25 protein-coding genes are annotated in these 22,805 nt (G+C 63.5%); 8 read left to right on the forward strand and 17 right to left on the reverse strand.

The genetic code is table 11. The annotated features are described in order from the left end of the window. Window positions 1-683 precede the first annotated feature (683 nt). Window positions 684-1,400 carry a pyrimidine 5'-nucleotidase gene (locus ABD906_RS11035; RefSeq protein WP_345099455.1) on the reverse strand — a complete coding sequence of 239 codons (717 nt, stop codon included), beginning with the start codon at window positions 1,398-1,400 and terminating at the stop codon, window positions 684-686. A gap of 185 nt (window positions 1,401-1,585) precedes the next feature. On the opposite strand from ABD906_RS11035, the gene ABD906_RS11040 reads away from it, so the two are divergent. Next, window positions 1,586-2,491: an EamA family transporter gene (locus ABD906_RS11040; RefSeq protein WP_345099456.1), complete on the forward strand. Its 906-nt coding sequence runs from the start codon at window positions 1,586-1,588 to the stop codon at window positions 2,489-2,491. 88 nt (window positions 2,492-2,579) lie between these two features. On the opposite strand, the gene argB is transcribed toward ABD906_RS11040, so the two are convergent. The 8 genes from argB to ABD906_RS11080 form a co-directional block, all read right to left on the reverse strand. Next, window positions 2,580-3,470: an acetylglutamate kinase gene (gene argB / locus ABD906_RS11045; protein ID WP_345099457.1), complete on the reverse strand. Its 891-nt coding sequence runs from the start codon at window positions 3,468-3,470 to the stop codon at window positions 2,580-2,582. Window positions 3,471-3,636: 166 nt separating this feature from the next. Further along, entirely contained in the window at window positions 3,637-4,335 is a 699-nt protein-coding gene (yihA, locus tag ABD906_RS11050; protein ID WP_345099483.1) for a ribosome biogenesis GTP-binding protein YihA/YsxC, read from the reverse strand. A 14-nt stretch (window positions 4,336-4,349) separates the two neighbouring features. Next, entirely contained in the window at window positions 4,350-4,988 is a 639-nt protein-coding gene (locus ABD906_RS11055; protein WP_345099458.1) for a CatB-related O-acetyltransferase, read from the reverse strand. A 164-nt stretch (window positions 4,989-5,152) separates the two neighbouring features. Further along, complete coding sequence (gene yidC, locus ABD906_RS11060; RefSeq protein ID WP_345099459.1) at window positions 5,153-6,970, reverse strand: membrane protein insertase YidC; 1,818 nt, start codon at window positions 6,968-6,970, stop codon at window positions 5,153-5,155. A 7-nt stretch (window positions 6,971-6,977) separates the two neighbouring features. Continuing rightward, window positions 6,978-7,340 carry a ribonuclease P protein component gene (gene rnpA / locus ABD906_RS11065; protein WP_345099460.1) on the reverse strand — a complete coding sequence of 121 codons (363 nt, stop codon included), beginning with the start codon at window positions 7,338-7,340 and terminating at the stop codon, window positions 6,978-6,980. A 28-nt stretch (window positions 7,341-7,368) separates the two neighbouring features. After that, window positions 7,369-7,503, reverse strand: coding sequence for a 50S ribosomal protein L34 (gene rpmH, locus ABD906_RS11070; protein WP_078070738.1), 135 nt, complete (start codon window positions 7,501-7,503; stop codon window positions 7,369-7,371). Window positions 7,504-7,710: 207 nt separating this feature from the next. Further along, window positions 7,711-9,072 (reverse strand): glutamate--cysteine ligase, encoded by a 1,362-nt coding sequence (locus tag ABD906_RS11075; protein ID WP_345099461.1) that lies wholly within the window; start codon window positions 9,070-9,072, stop codon window positions 7,711-7,713. A 197-nt stretch (window positions 9,073-9,269) separates the two neighbouring features. After that, window positions 9,270-10,010 (reverse strand): 16S rRNA (uracil(1498)-N(3))-methyltransferase, encoded by a 741-nt coding sequence (locus ABD906_RS11080; protein ID WP_345099462.1) that lies wholly within the window; start codon window positions 10,008-10,010, stop codon window positions 9,270-9,272. A gap of 297 nt (window positions 10,011-10,307) precedes the next feature. On the opposite strand from ABD906_RS11080, the gene ABD906_RS11085 reads away from it, so the two are divergent. After that, complete coding sequence (locus ABD906_RS11085; protein WP_345099463.1) at window positions 10,308-10,436, forward strand: hypothetical protein; 129 nt, start codon at window positions 10,308-10,310, stop codon at window positions 10,434-10,436. 54 nt (window positions 10,437-10,490) lie between these two features. Here ABD906_RS11085 and ABD906_RS11090 read toward each other — a convergent pair whose 3' ends face one another. From ABD906_RS11090 to ABD906_RS11115, 6 genes are read right to left on the reverse strand one after another with little or no spacing between them, the layout of a single operon-like run. Next, window positions 10,491-10,886 carry a metallophosphoesterase family protein gene (locus ABD906_RS11090; RefSeq protein WP_345099464.1) on the reverse strand — a complete coding sequence of 132 codons (396 nt, stop codon included), beginning with the start codon at window positions 10,884-10,886 and terminating at the stop codon, window positions 10,491-10,493. Beyond that, window positions 10,870-11,250 (reverse strand): metallophosphoesterase, encoded by a 381-nt coding sequence (locus ABD906_RS11095; protein ID WP_345099465.1) that lies wholly within the window; start codon window positions 11,248-11,250, stop codon window positions 10,870-10,872. Before ABD906_RS11095 ends, ABD906_RS11090 begins: the two co-directional genes overlap by 17 nt. Then, a complete protein-coding gene (locus tag ABD906_RS11100; protein WP_345099466.1) occupies window positions 11,240-11,917 on the reverse strand; it encodes a LutC/YkgG family protein in 678 nt (225 codons plus the stop codon). The genes ABD906_RS11095 and ABD906_RS11100 overlap by 11 nt, the downstream gene beginning before the upstream one ends. Continuing rightward, a complete protein-coding gene (locus tag ABD906_RS11105) occupies window positions 11,914-13,353 on the reverse strand; it encodes a LutB/LldF family L-lactate oxidation iron-sulfur protein (protein ID WP_345099467.1) in 1,440 nt (479 codons plus the stop codon). The genes ABD906_RS11100 and ABD906_RS11105 overlap by 4 nt, the downstream gene beginning before the upstream one ends. Next, the gene (locus ABD906_RS11110; protein WP_345099468.1) at window positions 13,353-14,129 is read right to left on the reverse strand and encodes a (Fe-S)-binding protein; all 777 of its coding nucleotides are present in this window, start codon (window positions 14,127-14,129) and stop codon (window positions 13,353-13,355) included. Before ABD906_RS11110 ends, ABD906_RS11105 begins: the two co-directional genes overlap by 1 nt. Further along, a complete protein-coding gene (locus ABD906_RS11115) occupies window positions 14,126-14,956 on the reverse strand; it encodes an FCD domain-containing protein (RefSeq protein ID WP_345099469.1) in 831 nt (276 codons plus the stop codon). Before ABD906_RS11115 ends, ABD906_RS11110 begins: the two co-directional genes overlap by 4 nt. A 113-nt stretch (window positions 14,957-15,069) precedes the next feature. Here ABD906_RS11115 and ABD906_RS11120 point away from each other — a divergent pair, with 113 nt between their 5' ends. The 4 genes from ABD906_RS11120 to glcF are packed head-to-tail and all read left to right on the forward strand — an operon-like array spanning window position 15,070 to window position 19,536. Then, window positions 15,070-16,566 (forward strand): FAD-linked oxidase C-terminal domain-containing protein, encoded by a 1,497-nt coding sequence (locus ABD906_RS11120; protein ID WP_345099470.1) that lies wholly within the window; start codon window positions 15,070-15,072, stop codon window positions 16,564-16,566. After that, window positions 16,566-17,828 carry a glycolate oxidase subunit GlcE gene (gene glcE, locus ABD906_RS11125; protein ID WP_345099471.1) on the forward strand — a complete coding sequence of 421 codons (1,263 nt, stop codon included), beginning with the start codon at window positions 16,566-16,568 and terminating at the stop codon, window positions 17,826-17,828. The genes ABD906_RS11120 and glcE overlap by 1 nt, the downstream gene beginning before the upstream one ends. Continuing rightward, window positions 17,821-18,201 carry a DUF4870 family protein gene (locus tag ABD906_RS11130; protein WP_345099472.1) on the forward strand — a complete coding sequence of 127 codons (381 nt, stop codon included), beginning with the start codon at window positions 17,821-17,823 and terminating at the stop codon, window positions 18,199-18,201. Before glcE ends, ABD906_RS11130 begins: the two co-directional genes overlap by 8 nt. A 3-nt stretch (window positions 18,202-18,204) precedes the next feature. Beyond that, window positions 18,205-19,536 carry a glycolate oxidase subunit GlcF gene (glcF, locus tag ABD906_RS11135; RefSeq protein ID WP_345099473.1) on the forward strand — a complete coding sequence of 444 codons (1,332 nt, stop codon included), beginning with the start codon at window positions 18,205-18,207 and terminating at the stop codon, window positions 19,534-19,536. Between the two features lie 144 nt (window positions 19,537-19,680). On the opposite strand, the gene ABD906_RS11140 is transcribed toward glcF, so the two are convergent. Next, the gene (locus ABD906_RS11140) at window positions 19,681-20,457 is read right to left on the reverse strand and encodes a L,D-transpeptidase (protein WP_345099474.1); all 777 of its coding nucleotides are present in this window, start codon (window positions 20,455-20,457) and stop codon (window positions 19,681-19,683) included. A gap of 246 nt (window positions 20,458-20,703) precedes the next feature. On the opposite strand from ABD906_RS11140, the gene ABD906_RS11145 reads away from it, so the two are divergent. Next, complete coding sequence (locus tag ABD906_RS11145) at window positions 20,704-21,342, forward strand: DNA-3-methyladenine glycosylase I (RefSeq protein WP_345099475.1); 639 nt, start codon at window positions 20,704-20,706, stop codon at window positions 21,340-21,342. 41 nt (window positions 21,343-21,383) lie between these two features. Here ABD906_RS11145 and ABD906_RS11150 read toward each other — a convergent pair whose 3' ends face one another. Further along, a complete protein-coding gene (locus ABD906_RS11150) occupies window positions 21,384-22,322 on the reverse strand; it encodes a DMT family transporter (protein WP_345099476.1) in 939 nt (312 codons plus the stop codon). A gap of 173 nt (window positions 22,323-22,495) precedes the next feature. Here ABD906_RS11150 and groES point away from each other — a divergent pair, with 173 nt between their 5' ends. After that, complete coding sequence (groES, locus tag ABD906_RS11155) at window positions 22,496-22,792, forward strand: co-chaperone GroES (protein WP_345099477.1); 297 nt, start codon at window positions 22,496-22,498, stop codon at window positions 22,790-22,792. Window positions 22,793-22,805 lie beyond the last annotated feature (13 nt).

The following is a 22,805-nucleotide window of genomic DNA, read 5'->3' on the forward strand; positions in this document are numbered from 1 at the left end:
AATTACCAAACCCCACACGAGTTTGTGGGAAACCTGACCAACGAATTAACATCCGAGGCCAGAATCTCTAGTCCTTACTGGTAGGAAATTCCCGGACAGGTCAATTCTCTGGTCGGATCTGTCGAAAAGAAGCGACAGGCGCGGCGTGCTTCAGGATGGAGCCCGCCACGGCATTGGCCCATGCGGTTATTCGATCCCCCACGCGGCCAATAATGTGCGCAGCATCCTGTCCATAACGTCCCGATCCATGGCCGACCGGGATTGGCGATACTACATCGCGGCCATCAGCGTCGAACTGCATGATTTCACGCTGAAATTGCACGAAAAGGCCGTACAGGAGCTGGCAACCGAGGCCGCTGCCGGACGGAAACCGGCCGCGCATGCGCCAGCGCGACAGACCGCGAGGACAGGCTCCCGTCAGCGCGAGCGACGGTCAGGCAGCGGCTCCGTTCGACCCGCCCAGCGCTCTCAGTGAGGCAGACCTCGGCGGCGAATGCGCCGTCCGCCCCTCCTTTGCGCGGCACGTCCCGCTCTATCGCATGTCCCCAACCTCCGGGGACCACTTGGAAGCGCCCGGGGAGAATGAAATCCGCTCCTCCGTCCGGAATTACCCTGGAATGGATGACCGGAACGGTTCAGGGCCGCCGTGGAGCCCTGACCACACCTTTGCCTTTCCGCTTCGATCAGATGTCCGCCGGGGCCGGACCGCGCACGATCAAGCGCAAGAACCGCGTCAGATCGTCCGTCACATAATCGACCTCGTCCTCCTGCCCCAGGTCCCGTTCCCAGATCTCCGAATATGTGCTCTCCAGATTGCGCGGCACCACGAGCACCGTCTTCATACCCATGGCCTTGGGCACCCGAAGATTGCGTGCGAGGTCCTCAAACATCACCGCGTCGGGCCCCTGGATGCCATGCCGGGCCATGAACGTCTCGTAGCTCTCGCGCCGGGGCTTCGGCACCAGCCCCGCAGCGACGATGTCGAAGATGTCCTCGAAATGGTCGAGCACGCCGAGCTGCGCCGCCGCCCGTTCGGCATGACTTCGGTTGCCGTTGGTGAAGATGAACTTGCGGCCCGGCAGCGCCCGGATCGCCCGGCCTAGCTCCGGATTGGGCTTCAGCCAGCTGTAGTCGATGTCGTGCACCTTCTGCAGGAAGTCATCGGGATCGATGTTGTAGAGGTCCATCAGCCCCCGCAGCGTCGTTCCGTGATCGCGATAGAGTTCCTTTTGCAGCCTGCGGGCGTCTTCCCGCGACAGGCTGAGCAGCTCCGACACATAGGCCGTCATCCGCACGTCGATCTGCGAATAAAGGTCGGTGTCGTGCGGATAGAGCGTCTTGTCGAGATCGAAGATCCAGGTCCGGACGTGCTGGAAGTGGCTGGGGTCTGGAACGTTCACGGGAATACCCTGCTCTGGTCACGAATGCGTCACGCCATGATGGACGGGCGCAAGAAAAACATTGTGCCCTCCTGCACACGTGCTATCAGGCACCGTCTCCATTCGCGTGGTAGCCCCTCTTGCCCGCAAGATCAATCGCGCGACGGAGACTGCAGTTCCCACCACCTCCTCCGGGCGATTACCCCATGGAACTCTGGATACCGATCACCATCGCGGCAGCCTTCCTGCAGAACCTGCGGTCCGCCGCGCAGAAATACCTGAAAGGCGTCATGGGCACGACGGGCGCCACCTTTGTGCGCTTCGGTTTCGGCCTGCCCTTTGCCGCCCTCTACGTGTTCCTGCTGAACAGGCTTGGCGGCTTTCCCGTCCCGAGCCCCAATGCAGTTTTCGTGGTCTGGGTTGTCATCGGGGCGATCGCGCAGATTGCGGCCACGTTCCTGCTCGTCCACCTGTTTTCCTTCCGCAACTTTGCGGTGGGCACAGCATATTCGCGCACCGAGCCGATCCAGGCCGCCATTTTCGGCCTCGTGCTTCTGCAGGAGTCGGCTGGCTTCGGCGCCCTGATCGCCATCGCGATTTCCGTGGTGGGAGTGATGCTGATCTCCGTCGCCCACGCGCCGATGACCTGGAAGAACGTCTTCTCCTCTCTCGTCAGCCGCACGGCGCTGATCGGGCTCACCTCCGGCACTTTCTTCGGCATCTCCGCCGTCTCGTATCGCGCCGGCTCGCTCGCCCTGGGCGGCCCGAACTTCATGATGCAGGCGGCAACCACCCTGCTCTGCACCATCGTCCTGCAGACGGTTCTGATGCTGGGCTGGATGCTGCTGCGCGACCGCGCCGAGCTCAGCCGCATCGCAAAGGCATGGAAACCCTCGCTTTTTGTGGGCCTCTGCGGGGCGACCGCTTCCTTCGGCTGGTTCATGGCGATGACCCTGCAGCAGGCCGCAATCGTCAAGGCGCTGGCGCAAATCGAAATGCTGTTCACGCTGGCCTCCTCGGCCTGGTACTTCCGCGAACGCATCAACCGCACGGAACTCGCCGGATGCGTCCTGATCGCGCTCGGCATCATCGTGCTCGTCCTCGTGGACTGAACCCGGGACAGATCCGTTTCCCCAAAAAGAAAACCGGAGCCGCCGGGCTCCGGTCCGTCTTCTGAAAGACTAGTGTCTGCAGCGCCAATCAGGGCACGATCAGCGTGCCGGCGCCCTGCTCGGTGAACATCTCGAGCAGCACGGCATGCGCGGTCTTGCCGTTGAGGATCACCACGCCCTCCACGCCGCGCTCGATGGCCTGGATGCAGGTCTCTACCTTCGGGATCATGCCGCCGGAAATCGTGCCGTCCTTGATCAGCGCCTTGGCCTGCGCCACCGTGAGCTCGGGGATCAGCTCGCCGTTCTTGTCGAGCACGCCCGGCACATCGGTGAGAAACAGCAGGCGAGCCGCCTTCACCGCGCCGGCGATGGCGCCCGCGAATGTGTCGGCGTTGATGTTGTAGGTATGGCCGTCCCGGCCCGGCGCAACCGGGGCGATCACCGGGATCATCTCGGAACGGGCCAGCAGGTCCAGCAGCGTGCGGTCCACCTCGACCGGCTCGCCCACGAAACCGAGGTCGAGCACACGCTCGATATTGGAATCCGGGTCGACAACCGTCTTGCGGGCGCGTTCGGCGAATACCATGTTGCCGTCCTTGCCGCAGAGCCCGATCGCCCATTCGCCCTCGGCATTGATGAGCGCGACGATCTCCTTGTTGATCGAACCGGCCAGCACCATCTCGACGATCTCGACGGTTCTCGCATCCGTCACGCGCAGTCCGCCCTCGAAACGGGACTCGATGCCGAGGCGCTTCAGCATGTCGGCAATTTGCGGCCCGCCGCCGTGCACCACGATCGGGTTGACGCCGGCCTGCTTCAGCAGCGCGATGTCGCGGGCAAAGGCGCGTCCGAGTTCCTGGTTGCCCATGGCGTGCCCGCCGTACTTCACCACGACAGTCTTGTTCTCGTAACGCTGCATGAACGGCAGCGCGGCAGAGAGAAGGGCGGCTTGTGCTTCTGCGTCAGTAAGATTCGTCATGTCCCGTTTCCACGCATGATCGCCTGTCTGGCCGGCGCCCGGAAAGAGCCTCTCGGGTCGCGTTGCCAGCATGAAACTCTTGCACCACCGGTCAGGAAGCGCTTTGCGCTCTAATAGCCTATTCGCGGCTACTGGCAAATGAACAGTTACGTCAGAAGACGGGGCCTCATCCCGTGTATTCGACTGCGGTGGTGATCGCCATGCGCAGCTCGTCAAGCCCCCAGCCCTTCTCCGACGACGTCGCGATGACGCCTGGGAAGGCGGCGGGCCGTCGGGAGATCTTCTGCGCGGTGTCCTCCACCAGCTTCTTGAGCGCCGGCGCCTTGATCTTGTCGGCCTTGGTCAGCACCACCTGGTAGGACACCGCCGCCTTGTCGAGCAGGTCCATCACCTCCTCGTCGATGCGCTTGATGCCGTGGCGCGAATCGATGAGCACGTAGACGCGCTTGAGCGTCACGCGCCCGCGCAGGTAGTCGAACACGAGCTTCGTCCAGGCCTCCACCTGCGCCTTCGGCGCCTGTGCGAAGCCGTATCCCGGCATGTCGACGAGTGCGAAGGGCGGCAGGTCCTCCGCCTCGCCGCTGTAGCCGCTCGGGATGAAGAAGTTGAGCTCCTGCGTGCGCCCCGGCGTGTTCGACATGCGCGCAAGCCCCTTCTGCCGCACCAGCGCATTGATGAGCGACGACTTGCCCACGTTGGAACGCCCGGCGAAGGCTACCTCGTGCGGCCCTTCCGGCGGCAGGAACTTCATGGCCGCCACGCCGCGCAGGAAGATCCATTCGCGTCGGAACAGCCTGTCGGTTTCCGGCGTCACGATCGGGACCGCCTTTTCCTTCGTCTCGCTGGCGGTCGCGCCCGGCGCCATGTTCTCGTTCGTCATTATTCCGCCTTCTCCAGTCGCTCGATGTCCATGCCGCGAATGGCATCGAGATTCCGGGTGATCTTGTCAACCGGCCAGTTCCACCAGGCGATGGCCTGCAACCGCCCGACCGTCGCCTCATCGAAGCGCATCTTCACGACGCGGGCGGGATTGCCGGCCACGATCGCATAGGGCGGCACGTCCTGACTGACCACGGCTTCAGCGGCCACGATCGCTCCGTTGCCGATGCGCACGCCGGGCAGGATCATCGCGCCATAGCCGATCCACACGTCATTTTCGACCACCGTATCGCCGCGCACCGCCTCCTGCCAGGTGGACACATCGAAGCCCTTTTTCCACCCGTTGCCGAAGATGTTGAACGGATAGGTCGAGAACCCCGACATGGCGTGGTTCGCTCCGTTCATGATGAAGCGGACGCCCTTTGCCAGCGCGCAGAACCGTCCGATGATCAGTTTGTCGCCCACAAACGGGTAGTGATAGAGCACGCACCGCTCGACAAAGTGCTCGGGCCCCTCGGGATCGTCGTAATAGGTGTACTCGCCGATCTCGATGTTCACCGCATCCACGAGCGGCTTGAGGAATCCGACTCTCGGGAAACCTTTCATCGGATACATGTCGTTCGGATCAGGACCGTTCATGCTGTTTCTCCCGTGTTGGCCGTCGTGATTTCTCTGCGGGAACTACCCTGCTGCACCACTGACCGTTCCCCTTGCAGAAGCTTAACCGACACCGGGTCAAAGAAAAGGCTACCAAAGCAAAAGGCCCGCAGGGCGGGCCTTCGCTGATTGGAAATGGACCGGCGTCACTCCGCCGGCTTCGGCTTCTTCTTGAACATGCCGACCAGATTGTCCCAAAGCTCGACCTTCGCGCCGTGACGCTTCATGATCACCGCCTGCTGGATGATCGACAGCGTGTTGTTCCACGCCCAGTAGATCACCAGACCCGCCGGGAAGCTCGCCAGCATGTAGGTGAAGATCAGCGGCATCCAGTTGAAGATCATGGCCTGGGTCGGATCGGGCGGCGTCGGATTCATGCGCATCTGCAGGAACATCGTGATGCCCATGATGATTGGCCACACGCCGATCATCAGGAACGCCGGCACGTCGTAAGGCAGCAGGCCGAACAGGTTGAAGATCGAGGTCGGATCCGGCGCGGCGAGGTCCCGGATCCAGCCGAAGAATGGCGCGTGACGCATCTCGATGGTCACGTACAGCACCTTGTAGAGCGCGAAGAAGATCGGGATCTGCACCAGCACCGGCCAGCAGCCGGCGACCGGATTGACCTTCTCCTTCTTGTAGAGCTCCATCATCGCCTGTTGCTGCTTCATCCGGTCATCCCCGTACTTCTCGCGGATTTCCAGAAGCGCAGGCTGGAGCTGCTTCATCTTGGCCATCGACTTGTAGGACTTGTTCGCCAGCGGGAACAGCACCAGCTTCACGATCACCGTGGTGGCGAGGATCGCGAGGCCGAAGTTGCCGAGCAGGCGATAGAGCCAGTCGATTAGATAGAACATCGGCTTGGTGATGAAGTAGAACCAGCCCCAGTCGATCAGCAGCTCGAACTGGCGGATGTTCTTGGTCTTCTCGTACTCGTCGATGACGTGAACTTCCTTCGCGCCGGCGAAGACCATGTTGGAGACGGTCTGCTCGCCCTGCGCCGGAACCACGATGGGGTCGGTCAGGAAATCGGCCTGGAAGCGCGGACGGCCTTCGCCGAAGAAGGCGAAGCGCGGATCGAAGGCCACACCGGAATGCGGAATCAGGGTAACGGCCCAGTACTTGTCCGTGATGCCGAGCCAGCCGTCCTCCGACTTGCCGGGCTTGATCTGCCCCTCTTCCTCGGCATCCGCGTACTTGATCTCCTGCAGGCCCTTCTCGCCGGTCACACCGATCAGGCCTTCATGCAGGATGTACAGGCCAGCGGTTGACGGGGTGCCCATGCGGGTGGTGCGGCCGTAGCTGCGCAGCTCGATGGGTTCCGTGCCGCCGTTGACCACCGTGTCCGTCACCGTGAACATGTAGTTCGTGTCCACGGAAATGGTGCGGCGGAAGGTGAGGCCCTTCTCGTTGGTATAGGTGAGCGTGACGGGCGTATGCGGCGTCAGCGTCGAACCGCTCTCCACGGTCCAGACCGTGTCAGGGCCGGGGACCGTGCCGCTTGCGGCGGAACCGACGAATCCGAACTCAGCGAAATAGCCATCCGGCAGCGCGGCCGGGATGAGCAGTTCGATGTTCGGCGAATTGGGCTCGACGGTGACGCGATAGTCCTTGAGCTTCAGGTCGTCGAGGCGGGCGCCCTGCAGATTGATGGAGCCCGCAAGCCGCGGGGTATCGATCTGGACACGCGGGCTGCTGGCGACGGCAGCCTCACGCGAAACGGGCTGGGTGGCACTGGACGAAGCTCCGGGAACCTCGCTTCCGGCCGTAGCGCCCGGTGCCGGAATGTTCGTGTCACTCTGCGTGACCGAATCCAGATTGGACGTCTCGGCTGCCTGCTCCGCCTCGATGCGCGCCGCCTCCCGCTGCGCCTCGATTTTGGGATTCACGTACAACATCTGCCATCCGGTCAGGATGACCATCGAGATCACGAAGGCGATGAGCAGATTGCGGTTGTTTTCCATGATGTCCTCAGCCCGTTTTGACGGGTTTGCTGTCGCGCAGCCGACGGGAGAGCTCTTCTTTTAGCACATCGAACGGTGCCGAAAGGATCTCACGCCGTCCAACGATCACATAGTCTCGTCCAGGCGACATGTCACCAGCAGCATGTGTGCGGATGGCTTCGCGCACACGGCGGCGAATACGGTTCCTCTCGACGGAGTTGCCCACCTTCTTGGTGACCGTAATGCCAAAACGCGGCAAACCCTGGTCGCCGCGTTCCAGGACTTCGAGCAGGAACAGGGGGCCCCGACGCTTCGTTCCAGCACGGACGGCAAGAAACTCGCTTCGTTTCCTGAGCCGCCCCGGCGTCTTCGGACCCGCCTTTTCCGCCAAGTCTCCTTACCCCTGGTCTCTTGGGGAATTAGGCAGACAGGCGCTTGCGGCCACGCGCGCGACGGGCGGCGAGAACCTTGCGGCCACCGTTGGTCGCCATGCGGGCACGGAAGCCATGACGGCGCTTGCGGACGAGTTTGGAGGGCTGATAGGTGCGCTTCATTTATTTGAATACCGCGGAGTGCGGCCCTTCTTCATTCTGTTGGATAACAGGAGCGTAATGACCGCAAGGCATACCTGGGGTACGCCAGACAGTCGCCCGAGCGTGCGGGGCTTATAAAAAGCCTGACCAGCAAAGTCAATGAAGGACGTGGATAGTTACGGGACAGACTGCGGAAAGTTCCCCCCTGCCCCGCAACGGAAACCGGAATCAATACGCGTGTTCCTGGAACAGCGGTTCGACGGATTCATTCCAGCGCATCTGGAAGGCCGTTGAGAGCTCCTGCGCGCTTGTTGTGCCGCGCGCGACCACCTCATCGAGCGTGTTGAGGAACACGGTCTCGTCCGCGCCTTCGGAGTTAAGCCGCTTGCGATTCCTGAGACCCGTGCGGGAAATCTCCAGCACCTCGCGGCCAAGCTCCAGCAGCCTTCGGCCCCTGAATTCAACCTCGAGCCCGCCCGTCGGCACGGCGTCGCGCATCGCGTTCACCTCCTCGAAGGTCCAGTCGCGCGTGAGCTGCTCGGCCGCGGCCATCGCCTCGTCGTCATAGAGCAGCCCGACCCAGAAGGCCGGCAGCGCGCAGATGCGCCGCCACGGCCCGCCGTCTGCTCCGCGCATCTCCAGGAAGCGCTTCATGCGCACGTCCGGGAACAGCGTCGAGAGGTGGTTGGTCCAGTCGCCCATGTTCGGCGTCTCGCCCGGCAGGGCGCCGTCGAGGAACTGGCGGAAGGTGATGTGCGTGCAATCGCGGTAGCGCCCGTCGCGGATAATGAAGTACATCGGCACGTCGAGCGCCCACTCCACATAGTCGCGGAAGCCGAAGCTTTCCGAGAAGACGAAGGGCAGCAGGCCGGCGCGCTGGTTGTCCGTGTCGCGCCAGATCTCCGCCCGCCAGGACTGGAGCCCGTTGAGCTTTCCCTCGGTGAAGGGGGAATTGCTGAACAGCGCCGTGGCCAGTGGCTGCAGCCGCATGCCGATCTGCATCTTCCGGCGCATGTCCTCCTCCGACTCGAAGTCGAGGTTCACCTGGATGGTGCAGGTCCGGTACATCATGTCGAGGCCGTGGCGGCCGACCTTCGGCATGTAGGCCGTCATGATCTCGTAGCGTGACTTGGGCATCCGGGGCGTTTCCGCCAGCGTCCACTTGGGGCTGGCGCCCAGCCCGAGGAAGCGGATGCCGAGCGGCTCGGCAATCGAGCGCAGCTGCGCCAGGTGCGCGTTGCTCTCCTTGCAGGTCTCGTGAATGTTCTCGAGCGGCGCGCCCGACAGCTCGAACTGCCCGCCCGGCTCCAGCGAAATGGCACCTTGCCCCGACGGCTCGACCAGGCCGATGATGTTCCCGGCGTCCATGATCGCCTCCCAGCCGAGCAGCTTCTGCATGCCTTCGAGAAGCGCGCGCACGCCCCTGTCACCTTCGTATGGGACCGGCCTGTTGCCGTCCACGTAGAAGGGGAATTTCTCGTGCTCCGTCCCGATGCGCCATCGGCTCTTCGGCTTGCAGCCCTGCGCAAGGTAATTGACGAGCTCGTCAAGCGAATTGATCGGCCGGCTGTCTGTCGTGTCGCGCGCCATATTTTCCTCAGACTTCAAATCCTAGCCTGATTGGCCAACAACTTTGATGCAATCAAGCAAATAATTCTCACGCTTGTATCAAGGGTGTTGATTCGGCCTTCAGATCAGTGCTGGTTTTCCAATCACTCTGAACTGTTCCGGTAGCTGTCCTGTCGCGGACCCGGACAGAAACCGGCGCCCGCGTTTCCGGAGCCGCTTCAGTCGCGCCAGTCGCCGATGACCGCCTGAACCAGAGCGAGGGCCGCGACTGCCGCCGTATCCGCCCGCAGGATGCGGGGCCCCAACGGAATGGGTCGCACAAAGGACAGCGACCTCAGGGTCTGTCGTTCGCTTTCAGAGAATCCTCCCTCCGGTCCGATAAGAACCGCGCAGCGGCGCCCCTCCAGCGTCCTGAGCAGTTCGAGCGGTCCGTTGTGTTCCGCCCCTTCGTCGCAGAAGATCAGTATCCGTTCGCTGTCCCATCCTGCAAGCAGCTTGTCGAGCTTGACCGGCTCATGGACCTCGGGGACCGAAAGGATGCCGCACTGCTCGGCCGCTTCGATGACATTCGCACGAAGCCGCTCGATGCCGAGCTTCGGAACCTGCGTATGCTGCGTGATTACCGGCTGCAGCACGCCCGCTCCCATCTCCGTGGCCTTCTGGACCATGTAATCCAGCCGACCCTGTTTCAAGGGAGCGAAGCAGTAGACGAGATCGCTCGCCGGTGTCTGCACCCGGGTCTGCTCGCGCAGCGCAAGCCGGACCGACTTCTTGGAAATGCTGGTGAGACGCGCCCGCCATTCGCCATCCCGTCCGTTGAAGACGAGGAGTTCCTGTCCCTCCTCCATCCTCAGCACATTGGTCAGGTAATGGGCCTGGTCTCGCCCCACTTCGACCTCTGCATTCCCGGCGAGATCGTCCGTCAGGTAGAGGCGCTGCATTCGGTAATTCGCTCGCATTGGCGTTTGATGCGATGCCGATCGCCGTTCGTCAAGCCCGCCTGCTTCGCCGGCAAACGGATGCAAAATCATTTGTCCGTGAACGCTCCGTCCGCCCGTGTGACCTTCCGGGAACAGTATCCATTAAACTTGTTCACCGATCCCTCATCCGGCTTGCAAATTGTTGAGGCAGGAGTAAAGGGCTGTCGGCCTCGATCATCGGATCGGCACGGTAACTTTTCTGTATAGTCCTCGGGAACCGATCGGTAACCAGTGAGGTCTATACTCTGTCAGTTCCCCCAATTGAGTTGGACTTCAATGCGTACCGCCTTGCTTTCGTTCTTGATGCTTGCAGCAGTGCTTACCTCGGGCGTCGGCATCTACGCCGCTACCGGAAATTCCTCCTATCAGACGGCCGACGGTTACGGGATCAGCGTCCGCCACTGACACGGCCCCGGCCAGTCCGGAGTTCCGTCCGGATTCCATGAAACCGTAAATCAGCTAGAAACCCTCGGGCGCCGAGATCTGAACGAGAGCCTTCCCGGCGCCTTCAAATTTCATTCCGCTGAGGATCCCCGTCCGGAACGCTCCCGTGTCGAGATTGACGCGGTTGGTGAGCACTTGCGGCGCCGAATGCGGCGTATGCCCGTGCACGATGAGCTTCGGATGCAACCCGGGATACTCCAGGAACTCATCGCGGATCCAGATGAGATCCTCGCGGCTCTGCCGGTCGAGCGGCACGCCAGGGCGTATACCCGCATGGCAAAAGAACAGGTCGCCGAAGCTGGCTGACCATCCGAGCCCTTTCAGGAACCTGCGGTGCTTTTCGGGGATGGCCTCTGCCAGCCTGGCGGCGGAGGCGACGAACGCTTCATGGGATTCATATGCGAGTTCCACACCATAGGAACGCGCCGTGGCGTCCCCCCCCATATCCCGCGAAAATGCTGTCCCTCCGGGGCATCCGCAGAAAGCTCAACATGCCGCGGTCATGATTGCCCGCAAGCGCGATGACGCGCGGATCGGATTCAACCGCGCTGCTCAGGAACTCGAGCACCTGTCTCGATTGCGGTCCCCGGTCCACGTAATCGCCGAGATAGATGACCCGCCAGTCGTCCGGCCGGTCCCGCTCCACTTCGTTCACGATCTGCTCGTGCATCCGCGCAAGCAGATCGTAGCACCCGTGGACGTCCCCGACCGCGTAGATTCGCATGCCGTCCGGCGCCGCGGCCTCGGCAAGGCCTATGCCCCGTTCAGTCGCCATCGACCACGATCACGTGCAACGCGCGGGGACCATGGGCGCCGAGCAGCAGGGTCTGCTCGATGTCCGCCGAGCGGGACGGCCCCGTGATGAAGTTGAGCGTGCGCGGCATGACGCCCTTGCCATAGGTCTCCCGCACCCGGTCGAACACTGTCTCCATGTCGCCGGCAATGTCCTTTGCCCTGACCACCACGAGGTGATGCTCCGGCAGGAAGTTCACGGTCGTCGGATTGGCGGGGCCAGACGCCAGCACCAGCGTTCCGGTCTCGGCTATCCCGCCGAGCGCATGGGCGAGGCCGGCGAGATCGCTGTCCTCGGCCCGGCCAACCGTGATCTCCAGCGACGGTTCCGAGCCCCACGGCACCTGCCGCAGACGCTCGTCGGAACCCATCCGCACGCGGGCAGGCAGGTTCTTCTCGCGCAGATACCGCGCCACCGCCTGCGGGACGTCTGCCGGACGGGCGACCCGTTCCACCGTGGCGGAAACCTTCTCCGCCATGGCGCAAAACAGCCTGACCCGGTCCTCTTCCGGAATCTGCCCGCGCGCCGGAATCACGCCGCGCGGCGCGCTCTCCAGCCTCTGCTGCACGGCACGCGCCCGCGCCGCATCGTCGGCACCGGCCCGAAGTGCCGTGCGCAGGCGGCTGAGGATGGCCTCACGTCCGCTCATGACGTCTGCCCTCCCTGTTTGCGCGCCTCGCGCTGTTTCCATTCCTGCATGAAGGTGCGTCCTTCGGGCGACGGCATGTCACGATACTTGGTCCACCCGCTGGCGAGCGGCAGCACCCTGAACGAGCCGCGTCGCCTGCCGAACAGCGACAGCACCGGAACCGCAAGCGATGTCGCCATCCGGTAGAGCCGCGGTCGCTTGGCGAAGAACGCCCAGGCCCTGAGCCCGTAGCGCTGGGTCGCCGGATTGAGCCCGCGCGAGAACTCTCGCTCCCGCCAGTGCCGCATCATTTTTGGCAGCGGAATACGCATGGGACAGACCGCCTCGCAGCGTCCGCAGAAGGTGGACGCGTTGGGCAGGTGCCCCGCCTTGTCCACACCGATGAGCGAAGGCGTGAGCACCGCGCCCATCGGACCCGGATAGACCCAGCCGTAGGTGTGCCCGCCGACCGCGTGGTAGACTGGGCAATGGTTCATGCAGGCGCCGCAGCGGATGCAGCGGAGCATGTCCTGGAACTCGGTTCCGATCATCGACGAACGGCCGTTGTCGAGCAGGATCACGTGATACTGCTCCGGCCCGTCGGGATCGTCCGGCCGCCGCGGGCCCGTCGACAGAGTGGTGTAGACGCTCATGTCCTGCCCGGTGGCTGAACGCGCCAGCACCCGCAGGATCTGCGCGAGGTCGGAAAGCGTGGGCACCACTTTTTCGATCGAGGCCAGCACGATATGGACCCTGGGCAGGATCTGCGTGAGATCCCCGTTGCCCTCGTTGGTCACGATCACGGAGGTACCGGTCTCGGCCACGAGGAAATTCGCGCCCGTTATCCCCACGTCCGCCGCGAAATACTGCGAGCGCAGCACCTTGCGCGCTTCCGCCAGCATCGTCAATGGCTTGGAAAGGTCGCGGCCCGGGGGCAGTCCCGTGTGTGCGCGGCGGAAGTCCTTCTCCACCTGCTCGCGGGTGAGATGCACCGCCGGGGCGATGATGTGGCTCGGATGCTCGCCGCGCAATTGGATGATGTATTCGCCGAGGTCGGTTTCCACAGGGCGGATGTCGTGCGCCTCCAGGAAATCGTTGAGTTCGATTTCCTCCGAGATCATCGACTTGCCCTTAGTGACGGTCTTCGCCTCGACCGACTGGCAAATGCGCAGCACGATGTTGCGTGCATCCTCTGCCGTTTCCGCCCAGTGGACGTGCCCACCGCTTTCCGTGACTTTCGCCTCGTAGGCTTCCAGATACTTGTCGAGATTGGCGAGCGTCAGGTCCTTGATGGCCTTGCCTGCGTCGCGCAGCTGCTCGAACTCGGGCAATGCCGCCGCTGCAAGCGCCCGCTTGTGAATGAAGCCCGTCTTGACGTGCTCCATGGCCTTACGCAGCTGCGGATCGACCAGCGCCGCGCGCGCGTTCTTCTTGAAGACCGGCGATCGTATCTCCATCAGCCCTTCCTCCTTCCTATGGCGGGCGTGTCGGTCATGCCGGCGAGCACCTCCGCAACGTGCCGTACCTCGATGCTGCTCCCCTGCCGCTGCAGCTTCCCGGCCATGTTCATGAGACAGCCGAGATCGCCGGCGAGCAGCATCCTCGCGCCGGAGGCCTCGATGGACTTCGTCTTCTCCTCGACGATCCGGTTGGAAATGTCGGGATACTTCACACAGAAGGTTCCGCCGAAGCCGCAGCAGACGTCGGAGTCTTCCATCTCCTTCAGCTCCAGCCCCTTGACCGAGGCGAGCAGCTTGCGCGGCTGTTCGCGGATGCCGAGCTCCCTGAGCCCCGAACAGGAATCGTGATAGGTGACGCTTCCCGCGAGCGCCGCTTCGACCGCCGTGACGCCCGCCACGTCCGTGAGGAAGCTGGTAAGCTCGTAGACCTTGGCCGAGAAAGCCTTCGCCCGCTCCGCCCAAGCGCTGTCATCCTGGAACAGCGCGGGATAGTGTTTCTTCAACATCCCCGCGCAGGAACCCGACGGCGCCACGATGTAATCGTAGCCTTCGAAGATCTCGATGGTTTTCCGGGCAATGGAGATGGTGTCTTCGCGGTCGCCGGAATTGTACGATGGCTGGCCGCAGCAGGTCTGCGCCATCGGCACATCCACCTCATAGCCCGCGTCCTCGAGCAGCTTGACCGAAGCGAAGCCGATGCAAGGCCGGAACAGGTCGACGAGGCAGGTGACGAAGAGCCCTACGCGCCTCGATTGAGAAATATGCTGGTTCAAGAATGTTCCTCGTCTGTCTTTCGTTCGTTGCCCGGATCCGGCGAGGCCGGCTTGCGGTCGCGGAACCGTTGCCTGAGGCGCAGCTGCGCCACCCGTTCCCGATCATCCGCCCGCTCCGCTTCGGCGCTTGCCTGGATGATGAAATCAATGTGCGCCCGGGCCGCCTTTCGCGCAGCCTCGGGATCCTGCCCGCAGATGGCCTCCGCGATGCCTCGGTGCTGGTCCAGAAGCGCCTCCCTCGCTCCTGGCAGATGATAAAGCCTTGCGCGAATCTGGAAAACGCCGTCCGAAAGGAGGCGGTAGCACGACCTCAGCGTATGCAGCAGGATGAAGTTGTGCGCGCACTCCCCCACCGCATTGTGAAACTCGACGTCGATCTCCGCCTCCGTATCGAAGTCGCCCGCCGCGTGCGCCATTTCCATTCGCTGGATGATGTCGGCGATCATCTGCCGGTCGGCCTCGGTGGCGCGCCGCGCCGCCATCTCCGCCGCGATCGCCTCGATCTCCCGCCGGTATTCGAGATAGTCGGCCGTCGCCTTGGGATGGGAGGCGATCAGTTCCCGCATCGGCGTGGAGAACACCTCGCCCACCACATTTGCCACATAGTTGCCGCCGCCCTGGCGCGACACGATGAGTCCGCGCGCCTCCAGCGCCTTGAGCGCCTCGCGCAGTACCGGCCGCGAAACGTTCATCGACTGCGCGAGTTCACGTTCGCCGGGCAGCCTGTCGCCATCACGCAGAACCCCTTCTAGAATGAGGTCCTCGATCTGCCGCACGACGGCGTCGGACGTTCGTCCGTGCTCAATATTCGAGAAAACAGCGGACACCTTGATAACCGGTCCATGTTAGGATGATGCTAGCATAACGACATTGACGACAACTGGTCAATTGTCTTAACCAGTTCGCATACCAGAGTTGTTCTTATGCTGAGGCGCGTTTCATGTCAGGACTGAGGATGCCCGAGCCGCAGGCGGAAACCATCGCCCGGCGCGAGGAAATTGTCGCGGACATGCGGATCATCGTGCCCGGCGAAGGAGTGATTGACACCGAGGAAGGCATGCGCGCTTTCGAGACGGACGGCCTCACCGCCTACCGACAGCTTCCGCTGGTCGTGGTTCTGCCGGAAACGGTATCCCAGGTCTCGCGCATCCTGAAATACTGCCACGAACGCAACATCCGCGTGGTGCCGCGCGGCGCGGGCACGTCGCTTTCCGGCGGCGCCCTGCCGCTCAAGGATGCGGTCCTGCTCGTGATGAGCAAGTTCAACCGCATCCTCGAGATCGACTATGCCAACCGTGTTGTGGTCGCGCAGCCTGGTGTCACCAACCTGGGCATCACCCAGGCGGTGGAGCATGAAGGCTTCTATTACGCGCCGGACCCGTCCTCGCAGATCGCCTGCTCCATCGGCGGCAACGTCGCGGAGAACTCCGGCGGCGTTCACTGCCTGAAATACGGCCTTACCGCCAACAATGTTCTCGGCATCGAGATGGTGCTGATGAACGGCGAGGTCGTCCGGCTGGGCGGCAAGCACCTGGACCCAGAGGGCTACGACCTCCTCGGACTCATGACCGGTTCGGAAGGTTTGCTCGGCGTGGTCACCGAGGTCACCGTCCGCATCCTGCGCAAGCCCGAGACCGCCCGCGCCTTGCTGATCGGCTTCCCGACCAGCGAACAGGCCGGCCAGTGCGTGGCCGACATCATAGCCGCCGGCATCATCCCCGGCGGCATGGAAATGATGGACCGCCCCGCCATCCACGCGGCGGAGGATTTCGTCCACGCGGGCTATCCCCTCGACGTCGAGGCCCTGCTCATCGTGGAGCTGGACGGCCCGATGGCTGAGGTGGATCACCTGATCGAGCGCGTGAGCGCCATAGCCGCGCAGAACGGCTGCACCACCAATCGCGCCTCCACTTCGGATGAGGAGCGCCTGCGCTTCTGGGCGGGCCGCAAGGCGGCCTTCCCGGCCGTCGGCCGCATCTCGCCCGACTACTATTGCATGGACGGTACCATTCCGCGCAAGGAACTGCCGCGCGTTCTGGCCGGCATGCGCGAGCTTTCCGAGAAATACGGACTGCGCGTCGCCAATGTATTCCACGCCGGCGACGGCAACTTGCACCCGCTCATTCTTTACGACGCCAACAAGCCGGGCGAGTTGGAGAAGGCCGAAGCCTTCGGCGCCGATGTCCTGCGCCTATGCGTCGAGGTCGGCGGCGTCCTCACAGGAGAGCATGGCGTCGGCGTCGAAAAGCGCGATCTGATGCCGGAAATGTTCTCCGAGGATGACCTCAATCACCAGATCCGCGTGAAATGCGCTTTCGATCCGAACCACCTGCTGAACCCCGGCAAGGTATTCCCGCAGCTTCACCGCTGCGCCGAGCTCGGCCGCATGCACATCCATCGCGGCCAGATCCCATTCCCCCATCTCGAGCGGTTCTGATGCAAGAGCAGCAACAGCCTGAAGCGGCCACCATCTTCACCCCACCAACGCCGGAACAGGTTCTGGAAACCGTGCGCTGGGCCGTCGCGGAGGAAACGCCGCTGGAGGTGCTGGGTCATGGCTCCAAGCGCGGCATCGGCCATCGCGTCGAGGCCGCTCACGTCCTCGACCTCTCCCGTTTGACCGGCGTCACCCTCTACGAGCCCGAGGAACTGGTCCTTTCCGCCCGCGCCGGCACGCCGCTTGCCGAAATTCAGGCGCTGCTTGCCGCCCACAATCAGGAGCTTGCCTTCGAGCCGATGGACTACGGTCCGTTGCTTGGCGGCGAGCCCTGCAGGGGCACCATCGGCGGAGTACTCGCCGCCAACCTTTCCGGCCCGCGCCGCCTCAAGGCGGGAGCAGCGCGCGACCACATCCTTGGCATCCACGCCGTTTCCGGCCGCGGCGAAGCCTTCAAGTCCGGCGGCCGCGTCGTCAAGAACGTCACCGGTTACGACCTCGCCAAGGGCCTGGCCGGCTCCTGGGGAACGCTTGCGGTCGTCACCGACGTCACCTTCAAGGTGCTGCCTGCGGCGGAGACCGAGAAGACGCTGCTCCTGAACGGCCTCGACGACCACACGGCGGCCGAGGCCATGGCAGCCGCCATGGGCTCCAGCGCCGAGGTCTCCGGTGCCGCCCACCTCCCGGAAGGCGTGATCGCGAAGTTCCTGGGCCGTGCCCTCGTCGGCGGTGCGAAGACGGCTCTCCGCGTGGAGGGCTTTGCTCCCTCTGTCGAGTACCGCATCGACCTGCTCGCCCGTCTTCTCCGCTCCTATGGCCCGGCGGAAGTGCTGGAAACGGAACAGTCCCGCCAGCTCTGGCGCGAGGTCCGCGATTGCCATCCCTTCGCCGACGGTACGCCCGCGCCCGTCTGGCGCGTCTCCGTTGCGCCCACCACGGGACCGAGGCTCCTCGACACCTTCCGCCGCGCGGCAGGCATCAACGCCTACTATGACTGGCAGGGCGGACTCATCTGGATGCGCATGGAAGCCGACCCCGAGGCGGAATTGTTACGTAAACTGATCGTGCATTTCGGCGGCGGCCATGCCACGCTTATCCGTGCGCCGGTTGCCGTGCGGGAGGCGGTGGACGTGTTCCAGCCGCAACCGCCGCAGTTGGCTGCGCTGTCCGCGCGCCTGAAGGAGCAGTTTGACCCGAAGAACATAATGAACCCTGGCCGCATGGTCCGTCCAGGGCAGCATCCGGAGAGGACCCATGACTGATTATCAACCCCAGGGAACGCCCCCTGCCCGCCAGGCCGGCTGGTTCGATCCCGGCGTCTCCAACATCCAGCTCATCTATGTTCTGTATCTGGTGAGCTTCGTCGTCGGCATCACCGGCCTTGTCGGTGTTGTCCTTGCCTACCTCAACCGCGGCAAGTCGGAAGCCTGGCTTGAGACCCATTACACCTGGGCCATCCGCACCTTCTGGATCGGCGTTCTCTACGCCTTCATCTCAATGCTCTTGATGTTCGTCGGCATCGGCTTCCTGATGATGATCCTGGTGGCGATCTGGATCGTCGTCCGCTGTGTCATCGGCCTGCAGGCAGTGAGCCGCGGCGAGCCGATCAAGAACCCAGAGAGCTGGATCCTCTAGCCAATGCAGACCCGGTTCACGCCCGAACAGCTTGCAGATCCCGCAACCGCGCATTCGGAGTCGATCCTGCGCAAGTGCGTGCATTGCGGATTCTGCACCGCGACCTGTCCGACCTATGCCGAGCTCGGCAACGAGCTCGACAGCCCGCGCGGCCGCATTTACCTGATCAAGGACATGCTGGAGAAGGGCCGCCCGGCGGACAGGGAGACGGTGACGCACATCGACCGCTGCCTGTCATGCCTTTCCTGCATGACCACCTGCCCCTCGGGCGTGAACTATATGCACCTGGTTGACCATGCCCGCGCCCACATCGAGAAGACCTACCGGCGCCCGCTGTTCGACCGCCTGAACCGCGCGCTGCTGGCGAACATCCTGCCCTATCCGGGCCGCTTCCGTTTCGCGCTGCGACTCGCTCGCCTTGGCAAGCCTTTCGCAGCCCTGTTTGCGAAAACCGCCGCGCTGAAGCCGGTCGCCGCCATGCTGGAACTCGCGCCATCGTCCGTTCCGGCGCCGAGCAAACCAGAGCCCCCGGCCGTCGCAAGCCCGCGTGGTCGCGTGGCAATTCTCTCGGGCTGCGCCCAGTCGGTGCTGGATCCCGAAATCAACGCGGCCACCGTCCGCCTGCTCTCCCGCTTCGGCATCGAGATCGTCACGCCGAAGAACGAAGGTTGCTGCGGCGCCCTCGTCCACCACATGGGCCGTGAGGAAGAGGCCCTCGCCTTCGCCCGCCGCAACATCGACGCCTGGTGCGAACTGATCCGCAACGGCGGGCTGGATGCCATCATCATTACCACCTCCGGCTGCGGAACGACCATAAAGGACTACGGCCACATGCTGAGGCTGGATCCAGCCTATGCGGAAAAGGCCGCCCTCGTCTCCTCGCTTGCCAAGGACGTTACCGAATACCTCACGACCCTCGACCTGCCGGAGCCGTCGGTCGTCACCAATCTCGAAGTGGCCTACCATTCGGCCTGCTCCATGCAGCACGGCCAGAAGATCACGCGCGAACCCCGTCAGCTTCTGACCAAAGCCGGCTTCGTCGTCCGTGAGCCGCGCGAGGGCCACCTCTGCTGCGGCTCGGCTGGTACCTACAACATTCTTCAGCCGGAGATTTCCCGCCGCCTGCGCGACCGCAAGGTGCGTAACATCGAGAACACCGGCGCGGTCCTTGTGGCTACCGGGAACATCGGCTGCATCACGCAGATCGCGTCGGGCTCGAAGCTCCCGGTTCTTCACACGGTGCAACTTCTGGATTGGGCATACGGCGGCCCGAAGCCGGAAGCCATCGCGCATCTCGATTTCGCCCGAAAAAGGGAAACGGCCCCCGCTGCGTGATTGGCACGGCAGTCTGCGAACCCGAAGCCTTCGGTCCTCGCATGGCGGTGCTGTTCCGGAAAAGAAATCGGGGATGTTCCGGCTCCCCAACCGGAACATCCCCCTGACGAGCTGCCCCCCTCTGGCAGGCCCGTCCCCCTGTATTCAGATGACCACGACGGTCGTTCCGACCTTTACCCTCTCGTACAGGTCGATGACGTCTTCGTTCCGCATGCGGATGCAGCCGGACGAGACGGCCTGACCGATCGTCCACGGCGCGTTTGTGCCATGAATCCGGTAGAGCGTCGAGCCCAGATAGAGCGCTCGGGCTCCCAGCGGATTGGCCGGCCCGCCCGGCATGTGGACGGGCAGGATGCGGCCTTGCTTGCGCTCCCGCTCGATCATGTCTGCCGGCGGACGCCAGTCCGGCCATTCGCGCTTGGCCGTGATCTTTTCGACACCCTTCCAGCCGAAGCCTTCCTTACCGACACCGACGCCGTAGCGGCGAGCCTTGCCGGGCTCGGTGATGAGGTAGAGATACTTCTGCGCGGTATCGACAATGATCGTGCCGACCGGATGCTTGCTGTGGTACTCGACCTCCTGCGGCAGGAAACGCGGATCCAGGGGCAGGTGCGAATAGTCCTTCGGTCTGCGGCCGACGATCTGCGGCGGCTGGTAATGCTGGCGCAGCTGCTGCGTGGCAGCCGCCTGCTGCACCGCGGGCCTTGCCGGCGAAGGTGCGACACGCTGCACCTGCGTCGGGGCGCGCTCACTTCCCCGCGTGGGCACCCTCTGGGTGTTCCTCAGCTGCAGCAGCCAGGGAGCGGAAAGATCCGGGCTCACCGTCACTGGCGGCGGCTCGACATAACGGCCCTGCGCCGCAGCCGGCGAGATCAGTGCGGCCAGCAGGAGAAGCCCGGTGGAACGCAATATGTAGTTCATTGCACACACTCTGCACGTTTCTGGACCTGGGTCCGGTGGCGATGGCGGCAGACGGGGCGTCACGGCCGAACGATCAACCGCTATCGCCCCCGTTGTGTCAGCAGCATGCGTTCAACTGGAAACTGAAAGATGAATCACGCTTCAGAAACTGCAATACAGGAGAACATTCTGGAATCGTGGTTACCGTTCCATTGACCGTGTTGGTAAAGGAACGGCAACCACGCGGCACGACTGGAGGAGATACCTGTGAGCGACCATGCGCCCGGCTTGATCGAAGGCCCCGATGGAAGGCTGCGCTGCCACTGGCACGGCAATCTGCCGGACTATCTCGCCTACCACGACCGCGAATGGGGCCGCCCGGTGGTTGACGACCGCCGCCTGTTCGAGAAGATCTGCCTGGAAGGCTTCCAGTCCGGCCTGTCCTGGCTCACCATCCTGCGCAAGCGCGAGAACTTCCGCGCGGCCTTCGCAAACTTCGACTTTCGCGTGATCGCCACCTACACCGAAGACGACATCGAGCGGCTCCTGCGCGATCCGGGCATCGTCCGCCATGGCGGCAAGATCCGCTCCGTCATCAACAATGCGCGGCGGGCGGTCGAGCTGTGCGAGCAGGAAGGCTCCTTGACCCGCTACTTCTGGCGGCACGAACCGCCGCAGGAGGAACGCCCGCAGAGGATTGACCTCGCGACCCTGCGCACCCTTGCGAAGACGGAAACCTCCACCCGCATCTCGAAGGACCTGAAGAAGCGCGGCTGGACCTTTGTTGGCCCCGTCACCGTCTACGCCTTCATGCAGGCCATGGGCCTCGTGAACGATCATCTCCACGGCTGCTGCATCCGCGAGGAGGTTGAGGAGGAGCGGCGGGCGCTGAAGCGCCCGGCTTAAGCGCGGCTTCCTGAACCGCGCCAGCCCTGACCGGCCTGAACCTAGATCCGGCTTTCCGCCTGCCCGGCCTGCTCGGCCAGCGCCCGTCTGGCTTCGGCCGCCGCCTGCGTCGACCTCTCCCGGGCGAGGACCCGTTCGCGGTGGACGATGTAGAGCCCCGCGCCCATGATCACCACGATGCCGGCCGAGGCGACCGCGTTTGGGAATTCATGGAAGAATATCCAGCCTATGAGCGTAGCGAACGGGATTTCGAGGTACTGGATCGGCGCAAGCGTGGCTGCCGGCGCGAAGCGCAACGCCCATGTCATGATGAGATGCGCGCCGCTGCCAATGATGCCGATGCCGACCAGCATCCAGGCATCGCTGACGGAGGGAACGACGAGACGGGCATCCTCGATCGTCGGACCCGCGAGAACTGACACCAGCACGAGCAGCAGGACGCCGTGGACGCCGCTGATCCCCTGCGCGACCGCGGGATCGGCAACACGGACGAGCTGGCGCGTCGCCATCGAATAGAAGGCAAAGAAGAGCGCGCCGCCGAGCGGCAGCAGCGCCGGCAGGCCCACCTCCGCAAAGCTGGGCTGGATGACCATCATCGTGCCGAGAAAGCCCACGCCGCAGGCTGCGATACGCCGCGGTCCCACCTGCTCTCCAAGGAAAAGCTTGCCCATCAGCAGCACGAGGAAGGGCGAGATGAAGCTGATCGCGATGGCGTCCGCCAGCTGCAGATAGCGGAAGGCAACGTAGAACAGGCCCAGTGAGCCAAGCTGCAGCACGGTGCGCAGGAACGCAAACGCGGACAAGCGCCAGCCGAGACGCGCCCGGCGGTTTGCCAAGGCCGGCGCCGACATGACAGCCTGTCCCAGGAATCGGGCGATGAGAATGGTCAGAAGCGGCACCTGTCCGGTCAGGACCTTAGCCAGGGCGTCGCTGAAGGGAATGATGATGCAGAAGGCGATGGTCAGGACGACGCCCGCCAACGGCCGATCCGTTGATTTACTTTGCTGCATGTTGGGGGAGAACCCTGACTTGACTCTGGTGGGCACCCTCCTTATCTCCAGTTAGCACTCTCGCAGGGGGAGTGCTAACGGAGGTCTTCCTCTGCCCAGTGGAGACAAACCTCATTTCGATATGGGAATCAAGGGTTCAGATTATGGCCAAGACGAATTTTCGCCCGCTCCATGACCGCGTGGTCGTCCGCCGGGTTACCTCTGAGGAGAAGACGGCTGGTGGCATCATCATTCCTGACACGGCGAAGGAGAAGCCGCAGGAAGGTGAGGTTATCGCGGTTGGACCGGGCGCCCGTGACGAGACTGGCAAGCAGGTGCCTCTGGATGTGAAGCCGGGCGACCGTGTTCTGTTCGGCAAGTGGTCCGGCACGGAAGTCAAGATTGATGGTGAGGACCTCCTGATCATGAAGGAGTCCGACATCATGGGTATCATCAGCTAACAAGCCGCGCAGT

Origin of the sequence: Chelativorans composti (assembly GCF_039541695.1) — a bacterium.
GTDB classification, from domain to species: Bacteria; Pseudomonadota; Alphaproteobacteria; order Rhizobiales; family Rhizobiaceae; genus Chelativorans; species Chelativorans composti.

Bases quoted from the DNA above. Each gene is read 5' to 3' on its own strand.
- ABD906_RS11040 (WP_345099456.1), top strand. From the start codon at position 1,586: ATGGAACTCTGGATACCGATCACCATCGCGGCAGCCTTCCTGCAGAAC.
- argB (WP_345099457.1), bottom strand. From the start codon at position 3,470: ATGACGAATCTTACTGACGCAGAAGCACAAGCCGCCCTTCTCTCTGCC.
- yihA (WP_345099483.1), bottom strand. From the start codon at position 4,335: ATGGCGCCGGGCGCGACCGCCAGCGAGACGAAGGAAAAGGCGGTCCCG.
- ABD906_RS11055 (WP_345099458.1), bottom strand. From the start codon at position 4,988: ATGAACGGTCCTGATCCGAACGACATGTATCCGATGAAAGGTTTCCCG.
- yidC (WP_345099459.1), bottom strand. From the start codon at position 6,970: ATGGAAAACAACCGCAATCTGCTCATCGCCTTCGTGATCTCGATGGTC.
- rpmH (WP_078070738.1), bottom strand. From the start codon at position 7,503: ATGAAGCGCACCTATCAGCCCTCCAAACTCGTCCGCAAGCGCCGTCAT.
- ABD906_RS11075 (WP_345099461.1), bottom strand. From the start codon at position 9,072: ATGGCGCGCGACACGACAGACAGCCGGCCGATCAATTCGCTTGACGAG.
- ABD906_RS11080 (WP_345099462.1), bottom strand. From the start codon at position 10,010: ATGCGAGCGAATTACCGAATGCAGCGCCTCTACCTGACGGACGATCTC.
- ABD906_RS11085 (WP_345099463.1), top strand. From the start codon at position 10,308: ATGCGTACCGCCTTGCTTTCGTTCTTGATGCTTGCAGCAGTGCTTACC.
- ABD906_RS11095 (WP_345099465.1), bottom strand. From the start codon at position 11,250: ATGGCGACTGAACGGGGCATAGGCCTTGCCGAGGCCGCGGCGCCGGAC.
- ABD906_RS11100 (WP_345099466.1), bottom strand. From the start codon at position 11,917: ATGAGCGGACGTGAGGCCATCCTCAGCCGCCTGCGCACGGCACTTCGG.
- ABD906_RS11105 (WP_345099467.1), bottom strand. From the start codon at position 13,353: ATGGAGATACGATCGCCGGTCTTCAAGAAGAACGCGCGCGCGGCGCTG.
- ABD906_RS11120 (WP_345099470.1), top strand. From the start codon at position 15,070: ATGTCAGGACTGAGGATGCCCGAGCCGCAGGCGGAAACCATCGCCCGG.
- glcE (WP_345099471.1), top strand. From the start codon at position 16,566: ATGCAAGAGCAGCAACAGCCTGAAGCGGCCACCATCTTCACCCCACCA.
- ABD906_RS11130 (WP_345099472.1), top strand. From the start codon at position 17,821: ATGACTGATTATCAACCCCAGGGAACGCCCCCTGCCCGCCAGGCCGGC.
- glcF (WP_345099473.1), top strand. From the start codon at position 18,205: ATGCAGACCCGGTTCACGCCCGAACAGCTTGCAGATCCCGCAACCGCG.
- ABD906_RS11140 (WP_345099474.1), bottom strand. From the start codon at position 20,457: ATGAACTACATATTGCGTTCCACCGGGCTTCTCCTGCTGGCCGCACTG.
- groES (WP_345099477.1), top strand. From the start codon at position 22,496: ATGGCCAAGACGAATTTTCGCCCGCTCCATGACCGCGTGGTCGTCCGC.